General features: G+C 66.6%; 16 protein-coding genes. 10 read left to right on the forward strand and 6 right to left on the reverse strand.

Going from position 1 to position 14,269, the window contains the following annotated elements; all coding sequences use genetic code 11:
- Positions 1-12: 12 nt before the first annotated feature.
- The 3 genes from mreD to AC6CR5_RS18715 all read right to left on the reverse strand — a co-directional run bounded on the left by mreD (position 13) and on the right by AC6CR5_RS18715 (position 2,581).
- The gene (gene mreD / locus AC6CR5_RS18705) at positions 13-519 is read right to left on the reverse strand and encodes a rod shape-determining protein MreD (protein WP_006389857.1); all 507 of its coding nucleotides are present in this window, start codon (positions 517-519) and stop codon (positions 13-15) included.
- Between the two features lie 49 nt (positions 520-568).
- Positions 569-1,453 carry a rod shape-determining protein MreC gene (gene mreC, locus AC6CR5_RS18710; RefSeq protein WP_006389856.1) on the reverse strand — a complete coding sequence of 295 codons (885 nt, stop codon included), beginning with the start codon at positions 1,451-1,453 and terminating at the stop codon, positions 569-571.
- Positions 1,454-1,537: 84 nt separating this feature from the next.
- Entirely contained in the window at positions 1,538-2,581 is a 1,044-nt protein-coding gene (locus AC6CR5_RS18715) for a rod shape-determining protein (RefSeq protein WP_006216320.1), read from the reverse strand.
- A gap of 228 nt (positions 2,582-2,809) precedes the next feature.
- Here AC6CR5_RS18715 and gatC point away from each other — a divergent pair, with 228 nt between their 5' ends.
- The 5 genes from gatC to AC6CR5_RS18740 all read left to right on the forward strand — a co-directional run bounded on the left by gatC (position 2,810) and on the right by AC6CR5_RS18740 (position 7,074).
- Positions 2,810-3,118, forward strand: coding sequence for an Asp-tRNA(Asn)/Glu-tRNA(Gln) amidotransferase subunit GatC (gatC, locus tag AC6CR5_RS18720; protein ID WP_006389855.1), 309 nt, complete (start codon positions 2,810-2,812; stop codon positions 3,116-3,118).
- A 3-nt stretch (positions 3,119-3,121) separates the two neighbouring features.
- Positions 3,122-4,660 (forward strand): Asp-tRNA(Asn)/Glu-tRNA(Gln) amidotransferase subunit GatA, encoded by a 1,539-nt coding sequence (gene gatA, locus AC6CR5_RS18725; protein ID WP_498084808.1) that lies wholly within the window; start codon positions 3,122-3,124, stop codon positions 4,658-4,660.
- A gap of 2 nt (positions 4,661-4,662) precedes the next feature.
- A complete protein-coding gene (gene gatB, locus AC6CR5_RS18730; protein ID WP_026382119.1) occupies positions 4,663-6,120 on the forward strand; it encodes an Asp-tRNA(Asn)/Glu-tRNA(Gln) amidotransferase subunit GatB in 1,458 nt (485 codons plus the stop codon).
- Positions 6,121-6,247: 127 nt separating this feature from the next.
- Complete coding sequence (locus tag AC6CR5_RS18735) at positions 6,248-6,499, forward strand: hypothetical protein (protein ID WP_047992086.1); 252 nt, start codon at positions 6,248-6,250, stop codon at positions 6,497-6,499.
- Positions 6,496-7,074, forward strand: coding sequence for a type II toxin-antitoxin system VapC family toxin (locus AC6CR5_RS18740; protein WP_006389850.1), 579 nt, complete (start codon positions 6,496-6,498; stop codon positions 7,072-7,074). Before AC6CR5_RS18735 ends, AC6CR5_RS18740 begins: the two co-directional genes overlap by 4 nt.
- Here AC6CR5_RS18740 and pyrE read toward each other — a convergent pair.
- On the reverse strand, positions 6,989-7,681 hold the full coding sequence (gene pyrE / locus AC6CR5_RS18745; RefSeq protein WP_498084809.1) for an orotate phosphoribosyltransferase: 693 nt from the start codon (positions 7,679-7,681) through the stop codon (positions 6,989-6,991). The two genes, AC6CR5_RS18740 and pyrE, sit on opposite strands and share 86 nt — an antisense overlap.
- Before the next feature lie 134 nt (positions 7,682-7,815).
- On the opposite strand from pyrE, the gene AC6CR5_RS18750 reads away from it, so the two are divergent.
- Together AC6CR5_RS18750 and gdhA are read left to right on the forward strand one after the other, a co-directional pair.
- On the forward strand, positions 7,816-8,604 hold the full coding sequence (locus AC6CR5_RS18750) for an exodeoxyribonuclease III (RefSeq protein WP_026382115.1): 789 nt from the start codon (positions 7,816-7,818) through the stop codon (positions 8,602-8,604).
- A 452-nt stretch (positions 8,605-9,056) separates the two neighbouring features.
- Complete coding sequence (gene gdhA, locus AC6CR5_RS18755) at positions 9,057-10,403, forward strand: NADP-specific glutamate dehydrogenase (RefSeq protein ID WP_020925963.1); 1,347 nt, start codon at positions 9,057-9,059, stop codon at positions 10,401-10,403.
- A 106-nt stretch (positions 10,404-10,509) separates the two neighbouring features.
- On the opposite strand, the gene AC6CR5_RS18760 is transcribed toward gdhA, so the two are convergent.
- Together AC6CR5_RS18760 and AC6CR5_RS18765 are read right to left on the reverse strand one after the other, a co-directional pair.
- Entirely contained in the window at positions 10,510-11,001 is a 492-nt protein-coding gene (locus AC6CR5_RS18760; RefSeq protein ID WP_026382113.1) for a copper chaperone PCu(A)C, read from the reverse strand.
- 18 nt (positions 11,002-11,019) lie between these two features.
- Positions 11,020-11,919 carry a LysR family transcriptional regulator ArgP gene (locus AC6CR5_RS18765; RefSeq protein ID WP_006389845.1) on the reverse strand — a complete coding sequence of 300 codons (900 nt, stop codon included), beginning with the start codon at positions 11,917-11,919 and terminating at the stop codon, positions 11,020-11,022.
- 148 nt (positions 11,920-12,067) lie between these two features.
- On the opposite strand from AC6CR5_RS18765, the gene AC6CR5_RS18770 reads away from it, so the two are divergent.
- Genes AC6CR5_RS18770 through AC6CR5_RS18780 form a run of 3 tightly spaced genes read left to right on the forward strand, consistent with a single transcriptional unit; the run spans position 12,068 to position 14,062 of the window.
- Positions 12,068-12,700, forward strand: coding sequence for a LysE/ArgO family amino acid transporter (locus AC6CR5_RS18770; RefSeq protein WP_020925961.1), 633 nt, complete (start codon positions 12,068-12,070; stop codon positions 12,698-12,700).
- 5 nt (positions 12,701-12,705) lie between these two features.
- The gene (locus AC6CR5_RS18775; protein WP_047992087.1) at positions 12,706-13,068 is read left to right on the forward strand and encodes an antibiotic biosynthesis monooxygenase family protein; all 363 of its coding nucleotides are present in this window, start codon (positions 12,706-12,708) and stop codon (positions 13,066-13,068) included.
- A 52-nt stretch (positions 13,069-13,120) separates the two neighbouring features.
- Complete coding sequence (locus tag AC6CR5_RS18780; protein ID WP_035184243.1) at positions 13,121-14,062, forward strand: LysR substrate-binding domain-containing protein; 942 nt, start codon at positions 13,121-13,123, stop codon at positions 14,060-14,062.
- The last annotated feature ends 207 nt before the right edge of the window (positions 14,063-14,269 follow it).

The raw sequence follows: 14,269 nt of genomic DNA on the forward strand, positions 1-14,269 counted from the left end.
GCGGCGCCGCCGTCAGGCGGAGGAGGATTCGGCGTCGTCGGCACCGCGCTGCGGCAAGTGCAGCACCCAGCCCGCAAGCGGCCACAACGCGGCGGTGATGGCCACGCTGATGCTCCAGTCCCAGCCCGGCCACTTGCCGGCCAGCCAGGCATGGATGATCTGGGTGATGAAGCGCGCGATCAGGAACACCGGCAACATGTGCATCGCCTGGCTCCAGAGGTCGAACCGCTGCAGGCGGCGGTGCAGCACCACGGCGCCGTAGGCGACCAGGGTGTAGGACAGCGCATGCTCGCCGAGCAGGCCCGCGTCATGCACGTCCATCAGCAGACCGAAGCAGAAGGCGGTGAACAGGCCGACGCGGCGCGGCTCATGGACACACCAGAAAGCGATGATCAGGATCAGCACGTCGGGCGCGCCCTGCCACAACCGCCACGGCAGCAGCGACACCAGCCACACCAGCAGGATGGTGCCCCACACGAAGAGGCCGTGCGCCGGCCCCGACAGGCGGTCGGGCTGCACGTTGCTGGGCGTGCCCAGGCGGCGCCGGGGCTGGCCGGCTGATTGTTGGTTAGTCCGATCCACCGGAATCGACCTCCTGACGGTTGGACTCGGCACGTTCCACATCCACCTGCAGGACCAGGAAGTGGCGATAGCGCTCAGGGTGGGCCAGCGGCTCGCAAACAGCGCGGGCGAAGCCGGAAGCGGTGTCGCGCTCGACCGAGGTCACCTTTGCCACAGGCAGGCCGGCGGGAAACAGGCCGCCGACGCCGCTGGTGACGATGGTATCGCCTTCCTTGATGTCGGCATTGGCCGCGAGGTAACGCACCTCCATCTTGCCGGGAGAGTTCCCGCCAAAGGCGATCAGGCGCAGACCGTTGCGCAGCAATTGCACCGGGATCGATACCTGTTCGTCGGTGACCAGGGCGGCCTCGGCCGTCATGGGCGTGACGCGCACGATCTGGCCGACCACGCCGCCTTCATCGATCACCGGCATGCCCGGCGCCAGGCCGGCCTTGCTGCCCTTGTTGAACACCAGCCGCTGGTTGAAGGCGTTGGTGGGTTCATACAGCACTTCGACCACCACGGCCGACTGGGCCACGGTGTCGGTCACGCCGAGCAGGCGACGCAATTGGGCGTTCTCGGCGGCCAGCTGCGCCGCGTGCGTGGCCACCTGGGCCAGTTCGATGCGCTGGCGCTGCAGGGCTTCGTTTTCGCTGCGGATGAGGTTGGCCGCGTTGACCCATTCATTGACCTGCTGGACCAGGTCGCGCGGCGCCATGACGGCGCGCTGGAAGGGATACAGCGCCACGGACATCGCCCGGCGCGCCGGTTCCAGCATGCGCCACTGCGAATCCATGATGATCAGAGCCAGTGCCAGGACGACCAGGATGACCAGCCGCACCTCCGCGGGAGGGCCGCGCCTGAATAGGGGGGGAGTCCCTTGTCGTTGCATGAATCTCAGCCCGGGCGCCCGCGCCCGCAGCCCCCGCAGCGGCCGGAGCCGTGGAAAAGCGGGGCTCCGGGCTGGCGGGCGGTATTAGTCGTTGATGAAGATCGCGCCCAGTTTCTCAAGATGTTCCAGCGCCTCGCCGCAGCCGCGCACGACGCAGGTCAGGGGATCATCGGCAACCACCACCGGCAGGCCGGTCTCTTCCTGCAGCAGGCGGTCGAGGTCGCGCAGCAGCGCGCCACCGCCGGTCAGGGCGATGCCCTTGTCGGTGATGTCGGCGCCGAGTTCGGGCGGGGTCTGTTCCAGGGCGATCTTGACGGCCGATACGATCTGGTTGAGCGGATCGGTCAGCGATTCCAGGATCTCGTTGGACGAGACCGTGAAGCTGCGCGGCACGCCTTCGGCCAGGTTGCGGCCCTTGACTTCGATTTCGCGGACTTCGGAACCCGGGAACGCCGAGCCGATTTCCTTCTTGATGAGTTCGGCGGTGGGTTCGCCGATCAGCATGCCGTAGTTGCGGCGGATGTAGTTGACGATGGCCTCATCGAACTTGTCGCCGCCGACGCGCACCGAACCCTTGTAGACCATGCCGCCCAGCGAGATGACCGCCACCTCGGTGGTGCCGCCGCCGATGTCGACGACCATGGAGCCGCTGGCGTCGGAGACGGCCAGGCCGGCGCCGATGGCCGCGGCCATGGGTTCTTCGATCAGGAACACGTGCGAGGCGCCGGCGCCGAGGGCCGATTCGCGGATGGCGCGGCGTTCAACCTGGGTGGAGCCGCAGGGCACGCAGACGATGATGCGCGGGCTGGGCGCCAGCATGTTCCGCGGGTGCACCATGCGGATGAACTGCTTGAGCATCTGCTCGGTGACCGTGAAGTCGGCGATGACGCCGTCCTTCATGGGCCGGATGGCCTCGATGTTGCCGGGCACGCGGCCGAGCATCTGCTTGGCTTCGTGGCCGACGGCCTGGATGATCTTCTTGCCGTGAGGCCCGCCTTCATGACGGATCGCGACCACGGAGGGCTCGTCGAGCACGATGCCCTTGCCGCGGACGTAGATCAGCGTATTGGCGGTACCGAGGTCGATCGCCATATCGCTGGAAAAATAACTGCGCAGGAATCCGAACATGGGAGCTCAGCTAAATTCTGGGGGGAATTGGGGTCATGCCGCGGGGCGTACCACCCGGGAAAGCCTGGGTGCGCCTGTCATCACGGCGATTAAACCGTGAATCATAACTTATAATTTCCCCGGAAATAGCGCATAAATGCAGGCTATTCAAGCTTTGTAACGGGTTTGGCATGTGCATACTGCCCAGTCCCGCCCCTCGGCCTTCGCTTCTCGATATTCGCAATCCCCATGGCGCTCAATGACACAGATGTGGCCCGCATTGCCAGGCTGGCCAGAATCGAACTGACCCCGGACCAGCGCGGCCACGCGCAAGCCGAGCTCAATGGCATCCTTCACCTGATCGAACGGCTGCAGGCCGTCGACACCCAAGGCGTCGAACCCCTGGCCCACCCGCTGTCCGCCCACGAGGACATCGTCCTGCGCCTGCGCCAGGACGCGGTCACCGAAACCGCTTCGGAGGCCCGCCGCGCCGAACTGCTGGCCAACGCCCCCGATGCCCAGGACGGCCTTTTCCTGGTCCCCAAGGTTCTCGACTAAGCCATGACCCAACCCGCCCTGCACACCCAATTCGAGGGGATCGCCGCCCTGCGCGCGGCCCTCGCCCAACGCCAGGTCAGCGCCGTCGAGCTGGCGCAAAGCTCGCTGGCGGCCGCCGACGCGGCCAGCGGCCTGAACGCCTTCTTACATATTGACGCCGAATTAACGCTGGCCCAGGCCCGCGCCGCCGACGCCGCGCTGGCCGCCGGCAACGCCGGCCCCCTGGCCGGCGTGCCCATCGCCCACAAAGACGCCTTCGTCACCCGCGGCTGGCGCACCACCGCCGGCAGCAAGATGCTGGACGGCTACGTCAGTCCGTTCGACGCCACCGTGGTCGAGCGCCTGCAGGCCGCCGGCGCCGTGTCGCTGGGCAAGCTCAACTGCGACGAGTTCGCCATGGGCTCGGGCAACGAGAATTCGGCCTACGGCGTGGTCCGCAATCCGTGGGATCCGGCGGCCGTGCCCGGCGGTTCCTCGGGCGGTTCGGCCGCGGCCGTCGCCGCCCGCCTGGTGGCCGCCACCACCGGCACCGACACCGGCGGTTCGGTGCGCCAGCCCGCCGCGCTGTGCGGCGTCAGCGGCATCAAGCCGACCTACGGCACCGTCTCGCGCTACGGGATGGTGGCCTTCGGCTCCAGCCTGGACCAGGCCGGCCCGCTGGCCCCCAGCAGCCGCGACCTGCTCGAACTGCTGGACGTCATCAGCGGCTTCGACCCGCGCGACGCCACCAGCCTGGAAAAATGCGATGCCGCCGCCAACGAACCGGGCCGCGTGCGGCGCGATTTCGATGCCGCGCAAGGCAGGTTTGACGCCGCCGGCAGCCAGCCCCTGAAGGGCCTGCGCATCGGCGTGCCCGAGGAATACTTCGGCGCCGGCCTGGCGCCGGACGTAGCCGCCGCGGTACAGGCCGCGCTGACCCAGTTCGAAACGCTGGGCGCGGTGCGCGTGCCAGTGTCGCTGCCGCGCACCGAGCTGGCCATCCCCGCCTACTATGTCATCGCCCCCGCCGAAGCGTCGAGCAACCTGGCGCGCTACGACGGCGTGCGCTACGGCCATCGCGCCGCACAGTACGGCGACCTGAACGAAATGATCAGCCGCTCGCGCGCCGAAGGCTTCGGCGACGAGGTCAAGCGCCGCATCCTGATCGGCACCTACGTGCTGTCGCACGGCTATTACGACGCCTATTACCTGCAGGCCCAGCGCCTGCGCCGCATGATCGCCCAGGACTTCCAGCGCGCCTTCGCCGGCCAGTGCGACGTCATCATGGGCCCGGTGACCCCCACGGTCGCCAAGAACATCGGCGACAACCGCGACGACCCCACCGCCGACTGGCTGGCCGACGTCTACACGCTGGGCGTCAGCCTGGCGGGCCTGCCGGCCATGTCGGTTCCGTGCGGTTTCGGAGGAAGCGAGAATCGCCGCCCCGTTGGCCTGCAGATCATCGGCAACTACTTCGACGAAGGCCGCCTCCTGGCCATCGCCGACCGCTACCAACAAGTCACGACGTGGCACAAGGCCACGCCGGCCCAGCAGGACGCCTAAGCATGAACTGGGAAATCGTCATCGGCCTGGAAACGCACACCCAGCTTTCCACCGACTCCAAGATCTTTTCGGGCAGCAGCACCGAGTTCGGCGCCGCGCCCAACACCCACGCCAACGAAGTCGACCTGGCCCTGCCGGGCAGCCTGCCGGTCATGAACCGTGGGGCCGCCGAACGCGCCATCCGCTTCGGCCTGGCGGTCGGCGCCGAGATCGCGCCGCGCTCGGTGTTCGCGCGCAAGAACTACTTCTACCCCGACCTGCCCAAGGGCTACCAGATCAGCCAGTACGAGCTGCCGGTGGTGGTGGGCGGCTCGCTGTCGTTCTTCGTCGGCGAGGAAGAAAAAACCGTCAACCTGACGCGCGCCCACCTGGAAGAAGACGCGGGCAAGTCCTCGCACGACAATTTCGCCCTGGCCAACGGCTCGCCGGCCAGCGGCATCGACCTGAACCGCGCCGGCACGCCGTTGCTGGAAATCGTCACCGAACCGGAAATGCGCTCGGCCGCCGAGGCCGTGGCCTATGCCCGCGCCCTGCACAGCCTGGTGGTCTGGCTCGGCATCTGCGACGGCAACATGCAGGAAGGCTCGTTCCGCTGCGACGCCAACGTCTCGGTGCGCCCGGTCGGCCAGAAGGAATTCGGCACCCGCACCGAGATCAAGAACGTTAACTCGTTCCGCTTCCTGGAACGCGCCATCACCTACGAAGCGCGGCGCCAGATCGAGCTGATCGAGGACGGCGGCACGGTGGTCCAGGAAACCCGCCTGTACGACGCCGACCGCGACGAAACCCGCAGCATGCGCAGCAAGGAAGACGCGCACGATTACCGCTACTTCCCCGATCCCGACCTGCCCACGCTGGTGATCTCGCGCGAATGGGTCGACGAGGTCCGCGCCGCCATGCCGGAGCTGCCGGCCGCCCAGCGCGCCCGCTTCGAATCCGAGTACGGCCTGCCGGCCTACGACGCCGCGCAACTGACCGTCAGCCGCGACCTGGCCGCCTACTTCGAGGCCGTGGCGCACGCGCTGCCGGCCGGCCAGGCCAAGCTGGCCGCCAACTGGATCATGGGCGAAGTGGCCGCCACCCTGAACAAGGAAGAAAAGGCCATCGCCGACGCGCCGGTGCAGGCGCCAGCCCTGGCCGCGCTGATCAACCGCATCATCGACGGCACGATCTCCAACAAGATCGCGCGCGAAGTGTTCGGCGCCATGTGGGCCGGCGAGAACGGCGGCCAGCCCGACGCCATCATCGAAGCCCGCGGCCTCAAACAGATCAGCGACAGCGGCGCCATCGGCGCCATGATCGACGAGGTGCTGGCGGCCAATCCGGCCATCGTCGAGGAATACCGCGCCGGCAAGCAGAAGGCGTTCAACTCGCTGGTCGGCCAGATCATGAAGGCCGCGCGCGGCAAGGCCAACCCGCAGCAGGTCAACGACCTGCTCAAGCAGAAGCTGGATAGCTGATCCCCGCGCCGGCCCGTCATCACGAGGACCGGCGCAGTATCAGACCGAACCGAAGGCCGCGGCATCTTGCCGCGGCTTTTTGTTTGGCCAAGAATGGTTCGGTCGATTTCGCGCCGGAGACTTGGCCATGACCACCCCCTATCTATCCGTTCCGCAAGAACAGGTCGCCGAGCGACTGGATGAACTCATTGAAGCGGCCCATACCGGGACCCGCGTCGTCATCACCCGGGACGGCATGGCGTATGCTCAGTTCTGGCGGGTCAACCCGCTGCTGACCGAAGAGGCGCACCGCGCGATCGAGGAACTCAAGCAACTCAAGGGCATCCCGTATGTGGACGACGCCACCTGGTGGTACGCCGTGAAGGGGATACGCGAATGAAGCTCGTGCTCGATGCGTCGGTTGCCTTGAGCTGGCTGCAATTGCCCAGCCAGACCCACAGTGGGCAAGCGCTCACGATACTGGAAGGCCTGATTGACAAGCCCGCGCTTGTCCCATTGATCTGGAAGCTGGAAGTCGCCCAGGGAGCCTTACGCATCGAACGGTTGCGGCAAGCCACGCCAGACATGCTGAAAAAATTTTCGACGCGGTTGAAGATGGCGCCAGTGGTCAACGAGAACCGCCCTGCCACCACCTGGCTGCCGCGCTGTGTCGCGCTTGCCCGGGAACACGCCCTCACGGTGTACGACGCATCGTACCTGGAACTTGCGCTTTGGCACGATGCCGCACTGGCCACCTTCGACAAGCGCCTGGCGCAAGCGGCATGTGCCTGCGATGTCGTCGTCATCGGCCCTGAAGCGCCGGCCAGCAGGCTGGAGTCCCCGGCGACCCGATACGGCAGCCGGCAGGCCAAGTCCCACCGGCCCGGATTTACTTCACCCCGTACTTCGTCCGGTACGCCTGCACCGCATCGCGGTGCTCGGCAAACGCGGCGTCGTCCTGCAGCAGCGCCATGATGTCCGCCAGCGATGCAATCGCCACCACCGGGATGCCATAGGTCTTGGCCACGTCCTGCACCGCCGAGTGCGCCGACAGCGCGTCGTCGGCGCCCGCGCGTTCCATGCGGTCCATGGCGATCAGCACCGCGGCCGGCTCGGCGCCGGCGCTGCGGATGATCTCCACCGACTCGCGCACCGAGGTGCCCGCGGTGATCACATCGTCGATGATGACGACCTTGCCCTTGAGCGGCGCGCCCACCAGGGTGCCGCCTTCGCCGTGGTCCTTGGCTTCCTTGCGGTTGTAGGCAAACGGCACGTCGCTGCGGCCCTGCATCGCGGGATGGCTGGCCAGCGCGACAGCGGTTGCCGTGGCCAGCGGGATGCCCTTGTAGGCCGGGCCGAACAGCATGTCGAAGGCCACGCCCGAATCCAGCAGCGCCTGCGCATAGAAGCCCGCCAGCTTGCCGACCGATCCGCCGCTGTTGAACAGGCCCGCATTGAAGAAATAGGGACTGATTCGACCGGACTTGACCTTGAAGCTGCCGAAGCGCAGCACGCCTTCGTTCAGGGCGAAGCGGACAAAATCAAGCGAGGTGGCGGAGTTGGCAGAATGGGCGGCAGACATGCGAGCGGGGTCCGAGAGGTGGCAAACCCCGGCATTTTATCCGTTGTCGGGGCTATTGCCGGGCAACGTCGCCCAGTCGGTTAAATTCCTGCCATTGTTCCGGCCGTTCCCGGCCGCCCTACAGGAGTCCCGCTTTGCTGCGCATCACGTCGATCAACCTCAATGGCATCCGGTCCGCCTTCCGCAAGGGCCTGCAACCATGGATGGAAAAGCACGCCGCCGACGTGCTGTGCCTGCAGGAAATCAAGGTATCCGACGAGGATCTGACCGATGACCTGCGCCACCCGCCGGGCTACACCGGCCACTTCCACCATGCCGTCAAGAAAGGCTACAGCGGCGTCGGCATCTACCTGCGCGACGCGGCCGAGCGCGTCAACATCGGCCTGGGCTGCGAGGAATTCGACCCGGAAGGCCGCGTCATCCGCGCCGATTGGAAAAACCTGTCCGTGATCAGCGCCTACCTGCCCTCCGGCTCCAGCGGCGACGAACGCCAGCAGGCCAAGTACCGCTTCCTGGACCGCTTCGGCCCATGGATGGACGAGTTGATGCACGAACACAAGAAGACCGGCCGCGAATTCATCATCTGTGGCGATTGGAACATCGCCCACAAGGAAATCGACCTGAAGAACTGGAAGGGCAACCTGAAGAATTCCGGTTTCCTGCCCGAGGAACGCGCCTGGCTGACCGACGTGTTCGACAAGCGCGGCTTCGTCGACGTGTTCCGCACCATCGACGAGCGGCCGGACCAGTACACCTGGTGGAGCAACCGCGGCCAGGCCTGGGCCAAGAACGTCGGGTGGCGTATCGATTACCAGATCGCCACGCCCGGCATCGCCGCCCGCGCCCGCAGCGTCGCGATCTATAAGGACGAACGCTTTTCCGACCACGCGCCGCTGACGATCGACTACGACGCCACGCTGTAGCAACCGGGCGGTGGGACGTCCGTTCCACCGCCTCGCGCATGATCTGGCGCAAAAAATAATTAGGGACATATTAAGGGAAATCCGGCCGGCAAATATAGGACTCTGCCCTAGCTGCCGGGTGAATTCCCCTATGTAGCGGCCATCCCTTTCCTTCAGAGAGCTCTGCTAATTATTAGGGACGCATTAATTTTCCCTGTGAATTCAAGGCCTCCCCCTTCTCCCTATGGAACCCAGGGTGATATCCCAGCCCGTCAAAACATGATGCGACCCCAATAATTAAAGAAAAAAGCGCTTTGATATCAAGGTGATGGAGCAGCCCGCGGCTTTGCGCAGGGCAACAAATTGGCCCTACAATTCCGCACCAAGCCGGTGCAATCCGCACCAAAACGGAGATTCGACGCCCCTAAACAGCGCATCTCCGCACTCATTCGAAGCGCCCCCCCAAGGAGATCATGTTGAAAGTGCAGCGTCTGGACGACTTCCTGCGTAGCGTCGCCGTGCGCGATCCGCAGCAACCGGAATTCATGCAAGCCGTCCAGGAGGTGATGCTGAGTCTGTGGCCTTTCATCGAAAAGCACCCCCACTACGCCGAGCACGCTTTGCTCGAACGCCTGGTGGAACCGGAACGCGTGATCCAGTTCCGCGTGTGCTGGACCGACGACAAGGGCCAGGCGCAGGTCAACCGCGCTTTCCGCATCCAGCACAGTTCGGCCATCGGCCCGTTCAAGGGCGGCATGCGTTTCCACCCCTCGGTGAACCTGTCGATCCTGAAGTTCCTGGCATTCGAGCAGACCCTGAAGAACTCGCTGACCACGCTGCCCATGGGCGGCGGCAAGGGCGGCTCCGACTTCGACCCCAAGGGCAAGTCCGACGCCGAAGTCATGCGCTTCTGCCAGGCCCTGATGATCGAGCTGTACCGCCACCTGGGCCCGGACACCGACGTGCCGGCCGGCGATATCGGCGTGGGCGCGCGTGAAGTCGGCTTCATGGCCGGCATGATGAAAAAACTGTCGAACTCCACCGCCAGCGTCTTCACCGGCAAGGGCCTGACCTTCGGCGGCAGCCTGATCCGCCCCGAAGCCACCGGCTACGGCACCGTCTACTTCGCCGAGGAAATGCTCAAGCGCGTCGGCAAGTCGTTCGACGGCCTGCGCGTGTCGGTCTCGGGCTCGGGCAACGTGGCCCAGTACGCCATCGAAAAGGCCATGGCGCTGGGCGCCAAGGTGGTGACGGTGTCCGACTCGAACGGCACGGTGGTCGACGAAGCCGGCTTCAACCACGAAAAGCTGGTGGCGCTGATGCACGTCAAGAACGACCTGCGCGGCCGCCTGGACACCTATGCCCGCCAGTTCGGTCTGGCCTATGAAGCCGGCAAGCGTCCCTGGCACGTGCCGGTGGACGTGGCCCTGCCCTGCGCCACCCAGAACGAGCTGGAGCTGGCCGATGCCGAAACGCTGATCAAGAACGGCGTGCAATGCGTGGCCGAAGGCGCCAACATGCCCGCCACCCTGGACGCCGCCAAGGCCTTCATCGCCGCCCGCGTGCTGTACGCGCCGGGCAAGGCCAGCAACGCCGGCGGCGTGGCCGTGTCGGGCCTCGAAATGGCCCAGAACTCGGCCCGCCTGGCATGGACCCGCGAGGAAGTGGACGCGCGCCTGCACGCCATCATGCGCGATATCCACGAGAATTGCGTGCGCCACGGCCACAGCGAGCGCGAATACGTGAACTACCTGGACGGCGCCAACATCGCCGGCTTCGTCAAGGTCGCCGACGCGATGCGCCAGCAAGGGCTGTACTGATCGACAGGCCGGCGCCCCATTTTGGGGGGTACCGGCCAGCGACAAAAAAGGCGGCAGGCTGTTCGAGCCCGCCGCCTTTTTTTGTTCTGTGCCGCGCGCGGCGGGATCAGTGCTTCATCGCGCCGTGATCGTGGCTCATGCCGGGGTTGTGCGAGGCCGGCTTGACCTTGAACTGCACCGCCACCTCGCCCGCCTTCTCGAACTTCAACGTGGCGGGCACCGTGGCGCCTTCGGCGAACGGCGCCTTCAGCTTGATGAACATGACGTGGTAACCCCCGGGGGCCAGCTTGACCTCGCCGTCGGCCGGCAGCGCGATGCCGCCCTCGACCTGGCGCATCTTGGCCACGCCGTTGGTGGTCTCGACCGTGTGCAGCTCGACCCGCTCGGCGGCGTCGGACGAGATCGACAGCAGGCGATCGGGGGTCTTTGCATCGTTGTCGATGTCCATGTAGCCGGCGCCGTTGGACTGGCCCGGGGCGGACGCGCGCACCCAGAGATCGTCGATCTCGACCTGGCCGACCTTGTAGTCCCTGGCCCAGGCCGAACCGGCCGCGCACAGGCCCAGGACGGCAACAGCGGCGAACTTGCGGATGTTCATGGGGTGTTCTCCTATGGGTTAACGCCGCCGGACCAGGCTGCGGGCGGCTGACAGAACCGAGTCGGTCAAAGCTTCCATCGCTTCGGAGTTTACCCGCCAATGCTGCCAGTACAGCGGCACGTCCTCCCAGGCGCGGCCCCGCAGCAGCATCAGATGACCTGCATCAAGGTGTTCCTGCACCAGCGGCAGCGGATTCATGGTCCAGCCCAGGCCCCCCAGGGTGGCCTGCACGAAGGCGCGGGTCGACGGCACCCACCAGACCGGCGGTTGCCATGGCGCCGGGTCCGAGATCTTGTGAGCGAAACGGGCCTGCAACGCATCCTTGCGGTTGAACACCAGCACCGGCGCCTGCGCCAGTGTCTGCGCATTCACGCCCTGCGCGAAATAGCGCTTGTGGAAGGCCGGGGTACACGTCGCCACATAGCGCATGCTGCCCAGCGCATGGATGCGGCAGCCTTGCACCGGATCGGCCAGCGTCGTCACCGCGCCCAGCACCGACCCGTTGCGCAGCAGCGCGGCGGTGTGGTCCTGGTCCTCGGACTGCATGTCGAGCGTGGCGCGGGTACGGCTGGAGAACTGCAGCGCCGCCTCGACGAACCAGGTCTCAAGGCTGTCGTGGTTGACCGCGATGGGGATGCTGGCGTGCGGCACGTCGTCGTCCGCCACGCCCAGCCGGTTCAGCGCGTCGTGTTCCAGCAGCGCGGTCTGCTCCGCCAGTTGCACCAGCACCTGGCCATCGCCGGTGGCCGCGGCGGGCACGGTGCGCTGAACCAGCAGTCTTCCCATGCGGTCTTCGAGCGCCTTGATCCGCTGCGACACCGCCGACGGCGTCACGCTCAACGCCAACGCAGCGCGCTCGAAACTGCCTTCGCGCACCACCGCCGCCAGGGCGCGCAGGTTGCCGTGATCGATTTTCATAAATTAGCTTTGCTTAAGATAGTGAAGGAAAATAAGCTGTATTTCATATCGGTGACAAGCGAAAATGGTGCATTGTCGGCATGCGCAACGCTGCCGGCCCGGTATTCCAAGCGCCGCCACAAGGCGTTGCAGTCAAAAGGTTCGCATCATGTTCGCCACGTTGTCATCCCCCCTCTTTCTCACCGCCTGGGCCAGCGGCACGGCCACCGGGCTGGGCCTGTTCGCCGTCGTCGGCGCGCAAAGCGCATTCATCCTGCGCCAGGGATTGATGCGCGCGCACCTGCTGTCGGTGGTTGCCATCTGCGCGTTGATCGACGCCGTCTTCATCTTCGCCAGCGTGTCGGGCCTGCAGGCCTTGACGGCCTGGTTCCCCTGGCTGACCACGGCGGTGCTGTGGTTCGGCGTGGCCTTCCTGTCCTGGTACGCGCTGCAATCGGCGCGCCGTGCCTGGAACGCCACCGGCGGGCTGGCCGCCGCGCGCGACGTGGTGCCCTCGCGCCGCGCCGCGATGCTGGGCGCGCTGGGCTTTTCGTTGCTGAACCCGCACTTCTGGCTCGACATGGTGGTGGTGGGCTCGCTGGCCCACGGCTTCGAGGACGCCCGCATGGCGTTCGCCGCCGGCGCCTTCACCGCCAGCCTGCTGTGGCTGGCCGTGCTGGGTATCGGTTCGCGCCTGTTCGCGCGCTTCTTCGCCAGCGCCTCGGCCTGGCGTGTGCTGGACGGCATCATCGCCGTGGTGATGGCGGGCCTGGCGATCAGCCTGGCGGTCAAGGGCGTCTGACGACCGTGCCCAACGCCGCCTGTCCTGCTGGCCCCGCCCGCCCGGGGCCGGCGCGCTACACCGCCACCTTCATCTTCGCCAAGAAGCAGTTCGACGACGACTTCCACCGGCTCGACCAGGCCATCGCCACGGCGGCGCGGGCCACCCCCGGCTACCTGGGCGAAGAGGCCTGGGAAGATCCCGTGCGCGGCTTGTACGCCAATGTCTACTACTGGGAATCGCTTGAAGCCCTGGAAGCCCTGATCCACCACCCTGCCCATCAGCAGGCCAAGGCCGCGCAATCGCGCTGGCTGGACGGCTACCGGGTCGTCATCGCCCAGGTACTCAGGGAATACGGGGACGGGCTACCCGGCCCAGCACTTTTATAATCGCCGGGTTGCCACTCTTTCGTCGGGCGCATGGCCGGCCCGCCAGACGATCATGCGCGGACCCTCCCCTTCCAAAGACGTGCGCCTGCCGCCGCTGGCCGCCATCCAGGCCTTCGAGGCGGCCGCCCGGCTCGGTTCGTTCGAGCGCGCCAGCGAAGAACTGTTCGTCACCGCCAGCGCCATCGGCAAGCGCATCGCCGCGCTGGAAGCGCAGCTCGACGTCACCCTGTTCATCCGCAGCAGCCGCGGCGCCACCCTGAGCGCCGCCGGGCGCGAATACCTGGAACAAGTGCGCACCGCGCTGGACCTGCTGTCCGATGCCTCGCTGCACAAGCGCGGCGAACCCAAGCTCGAACCCCTGCGGGTGGTGTCCACCCCGACCTTTGCCCGCCAGGTGCTGATCCCCGCCCTGCCTGGCTTCACCGCCGCGCACCCGGACGTCGAGCTGGAAATCATGCTGTCCATTCCCTACCTGGACATCATGCCGCCGAACGCGGACGTCTGGATCCGCTTCGGCAGCGGCAAATATCCCGGCCTGCACGCGCGGCCGCTGACCACCGATCCGGTGTTCGCGGTCTGCTCGCCCGCCTACCGCGATGCGCACGGGCCGTTCGAACGCCCGCAGGACCTGTCGCGCGCCGCCCTGCTGCGCTGCCCGATGGAGCCATGGCGTCCCTGGCTGGCGGCGGCCGGGCTCGACTGGCCCGAACCCGCGCGCGGCGTCTGGCTGGTCGACCTGGGCATGATGCTGGCGGCGGCCCGAGCCGGCCAGGGCATCGCGCTGACCCGCCGCACGCTGGCGGCCGAGTGGCTGGACGAGGGCAAATTGCTGCGGGTGCTCGACATCGAGACGGCGGGTGAATCCCAGTACTACCTGTGTACTGAAATCTCGCGCCCTCCGGGCGGCGCGGCCCAAGCGTTTTCCCTATGGCTGGCCGCCGTCTGTGAACGCGCGGCCCAATGGCCACGGGCTTCTTCGGCCAAGCCGGAATAAATTTCCAGCCCCGGGCGGAAGGAAATTCCGCGCACCGCCGCGCGTCGCTGGCTAGCATGCGCCCAACATGGCCTGCGCGCGCAAACCGGCTCCGCGCGCCGGGCCTGCCCCGATCTTTGGCCGTCCCATGCTGCATCGCAATGCCGGGCCGTCGGCGGGTGCGACGGTACTAGGTATTTACGCGGAAAAACCCCGCCGGGTCAGATT

The sequence above is a fragment of the Achromobacter sp. EG18 genome, from assembly GCF_059759395.1.

Excerpts from the sequence above, each read along its gene's own strand:
- mreC (WP_006389856.1), bottom strand. The coding sequence starts at position 1,453 with ATGCAACGACAAGGGACTCCCCCCCTATTCAGGCGCGGCCCTCCCGCG.
- AC6CR5_RS18715 (WP_006216320.1), bottom strand. The coding sequence starts at position 2,581 with ATGTTCGGATTCCTGCGCAGTTATTTTTCCAGCGATATGGCGATCGAC.
- gatC (WP_006389855.1), top strand. The coding sequence starts at position 2,810 with ATGGCGCTCAATGACACAGATGTGGCCCGCATTGCCAGGCTGGCCAGA.
- gatA (WP_498084808.1), top strand. The coding sequence starts at position 3,122 with ATGACCCAACCCGCCCTGCACACCCAATTCGAGGGGATCGCCGCCCTG.
- gatB (WP_026382119.1), top strand. The coding sequence starts at position 4,663 with ATGAACTGGGAAATCGTCATCGGCCTGGAAACGCACACCCAGCTTTCC.
- AC6CR5_RS18735 (WP_047992086.1), top strand. The coding sequence starts at position 6,248 with ATGACCACCCCCTATCTATCCGTTCCGCAAGAACAGGTCGCCGAGCGA.
- AC6CR5_RS18740 (WP_006389850.1), top strand. The coding sequence starts at position 6,496 with ATGAAGCTCGTGCTCGATGCGTCGGTTGCCTTGAGCTGGCTGCAATTG.
- pyrE (WP_498084809.1), bottom strand. The coding sequence starts at position 7,681 with ATGTCTGCCGCCCATTCTGCCAACTCCGCCACCTCGCTTGATTTTGTC.
- gdhA (WP_020925963.1), top strand. The coding sequence starts at position 9,057 with ATGTTGAAAGTGCAGCGTCTGGACGACTTCCTGCGTAGCGTCGCCGTG.
- AC6CR5_RS18760 (WP_026382113.1), bottom strand. The coding sequence starts at position 11,001 with ATGAACATCCGCAAGTTCGCCGCTGTTGCCGTCCTGGGCCTGTGCGCG.
- AC6CR5_RS18765 (WP_006389845.1), bottom strand. The coding sequence starts at position 11,919 with ATGAAAATCGATCACGGCAACCTGCGCGCCCTGGCGGCGGTGGTGCGC.
- AC6CR5_RS18770 (WP_020925961.1), top strand. The coding sequence starts at position 12,068 with ATGTTCGCCACGTTGTCATCCCCCCTCTTTCTCACCGCCTGGGCCAGC.
- AC6CR5_RS18780 (WP_035184243.1), top strand. The coding sequence starts at position 13,121 with ATGCGCGGACCCTCCCCTTCCAAAGACGTGCGCCTGCCGCCGCTGGCC.